Annotated in this window: 2 protein-coding genes; both read right to left on the bottom strand. The window is 64.5% G+C overall.

What is annotated here, in order from left to right:
* Positions 1 to 774 precede the first annotated feature (774 nt).
* A complete protein-coding gene (locus Q4F73_RS07300) occupies positions 775 to 2,241 on the bottom strand; it encodes an aldehyde dehydrogenase family protein (protein WP_303358698.1) in 1,467 nt (488 codons plus the stop codon).
* 81 nt (positions 2,242 to 2,322) lie between these two features.
* A complete protein-coding gene (locus Q4F73_RS07295) occupies positions 2,323 to 2,529 on the bottom strand; it encodes a DUF2283 domain-containing protein (RefSeq protein ID WP_303358697.1) in 207 nt (68 codons plus the stop codon).
* Positions 2,530 to 2,603: the final 74 nt, after the last annotated feature.

Here is a 2,603-nt window from a genome sequence, read left to right as displayed (position 1 = left end):
ATCCCGCGCTGCGTGAGTACATGGGCAGGTTCTTCTCAACCATCACCACCGACTCCGCTCCCACCCGAACAGAGAAGGATCCTCTCCCCGACACGCTTTTCTGACCTCACGCCACCGTCGATAAGCACCTAGAACGGGAACTCCGCCTCCCCCGGCGCCACGCACACCCAATGCTCGGTGGTGAAGGCGTCGATGGCTACTAGCCGTTGAAGCGGCCGAGACCACCCCGGAGGTGACAGGAACCAGACCCGACTTCGACCACGTGACCGTCCCTGTCACCGTCATGCCGCAAGTACTGTCGAAAGACAGAACCACCACCCCCACGGACTTGACTAATCAAGCGTCCCTGGCCTCGCAGGAGGGACGTTCCATGGTCCGGATATCGGTCGACTCCGCGTGAGGACAAATCCCCTACCTACGAAAACCAGTCGTTTGACGTGCGGTCTTCGTGGGGTGGGAAACCGCACCCACCCGCTTGTCGCCCGACACTGGGTGAATTCGCCGCGAATCCTTCGGCTTAGCGCGTGGATCCAGTTGCGTCTTGTGAACGTCAGACATTGCGGCCCAGAAACGTAGACGCGCGTGTTCCTCTGTAGCGGGGCTACCGTATTCCTCTGCTAGATCCCTCGCGAGTTTGTAGTACTTCCATATCTTCACCTCTCGGGCCATTGAATCCGACATCGACTCGATACCTTCCTTCGAACAAGCGCCTCGACTGCGTTACAGGTCACCACTCCTAATTCAAACTCTCTTGAGATGTGTTGTGCCCGGTTCCTAGAACGGGAACTCCGCCTCCCCCGGCGCCACGCCCACCCAGTGCTCGGTGGTGAAGGCGTCGATGGCCCACTCGCCGTTGAAGCGGCCGAGGCCGGAGTTCTTCTCGCCGCCGAACATGACGTGGGCCTCGTCGTTGACGGTGATGTCGTTGACGTGGGTCATGCCGGCCTCGACGCGGCGGGCGAAGCGCACGCCGCGGGTGAGGTCGCGGGTGTAGACGGCGGAGGAGAGTCCGAACTCGGTGTCGTTGGCCAGCTCGAGGGCGTGCTCCTCGTCGTCGGCCTTGATGATGCCGACGACGGGGCCGAAGATCTCCTCGCGGAACAGCTCCATGTCCGGGGTGACGTCGGCGAACACGTGCGGGGCGACGACACGACCCTCGATCGGCCCGGAGACCACCTCGCGGGCTCCTTGTTCGCGGGCCTTGTCGATCTTGGCGGTGACGGACTCGACCTGCTGATCGTTGATGAGTGGGCCCACGACGGTGGTCGGCTCGTGCTGGTCACCGTAGGTGAGCTTCTTCACGCGCTCGGCGTACTTCTCCACGAACTCGTCGTAGACAGGGGCCTGCACGATGATGCGGTTGACGGACATGCAGATCTGTCCCTGGTGGAGGAATTTGCCCAGGGTGGCGGCGCCGAGGGCTTGGTCGAGGTCGGCGTCGTCAAGCACGACCAGCGGGGCGTTGCCGCCGAGCTCCAGGGAGACCTTCTTCATCCGCTTGCCGCCGACGGCCTTGGCGCCGACGTTCTGGCCGACCGGGGTGGAGCCGGTGAAGGAGATGAGGGAGGGGACCTCGTTCTCGACGAAGTAGTCACCGATCTCCGAACCGGCGCCGACGACGACGTTGAGCACGCCCTGCGGCAGGCCGGCGGCCTCGAAGATCTTGCCGAAGAGGAGCCCGCCGACGAGCGGGGTGTCGGACGCCGGCTTGAGCACCACCGCGTTACCGCAGGCCAGGGCCGGTGCGACCGAGCGCATGGAGAGAGTGAACGGGAAGTTCCACGGGCTGATCACGCCGACGACGCCGACCGGCTCCCGGAACACCAGGTTCGTCTTGCCCGGGGTGTCCGAGGGATGGATGGAGCCCTTGATGCGGGTCGGGAACTGGGCGGACTCGCGCAGCGACCCGGTCGCCAACGCGACCTCCTTGCCCGCCTTCGCGGCCGTCGACCCGGACTCGGCCTGAATGAGCGCGACGATGGCCTCCCGATTCTCCTCGATGAAGTCCGCGGCCTTGTTCAGCACGGCGACACGGTCCTTGGGCGGCAGCTCCGCCCACTCGCGCTGCTTCTCCTTCGCCACGTCATAGGCCTTATCGACGTCCGCCTGCGACGCCTGCCGGATCGTCGCAATCGGCTCGTCGTTGAAGGGATTGGAGGTGGTGGCCTCGCGCTCGGAGGTGCCGTCGACCCAGCCGTCGATAAGCAGCTGGGAGGAGATGAGGTGGGAGTAGTCGGTCATGATGAGGTCCTTTGTCGTGGCGATGGGATCCGCGTGAGATCCCCGTCACACCACAATGCCAAAGATGGCGACCGTGTGTGCCTACCCCTGGTACACCTCCGGGTTGAGCAGCTCCCGCGCCCCGTCGAATTTGATGCCGATGATGCGGCCCGAGCGGTCGAGTTCGAAGATCACCTCGCCGTTCATCCCCTGCATGGTCAGCCCGCCGAAGAGTCGGTGGCTGGGCTGCCCCGGGGTGCCGAGGGTGAGGTAGGCGGTGTTGGCGTGAGCATCGTAGGTGAGGTCCATGGGTCTTACGGTAGCGTCAATCCCACCATGACCTCCCAGTACCTGCGGCACATCCACCGCCGCCTGCTGCACCG

The organism is Corynebacterium sp. (assembly GCF_030535495.1).
In the GTDB taxonomy this organism is placed as follows: domain Bacteria; phylum Actinomycetota; class Actinomycetes; order Mycobacteriales; family Mycobacteriaceae; genus Corynebacterium.
Note: the sequence above shows the minus strand (reverse complement) of the source record. Positions and strands in the feature narration are given on the sequence as shown.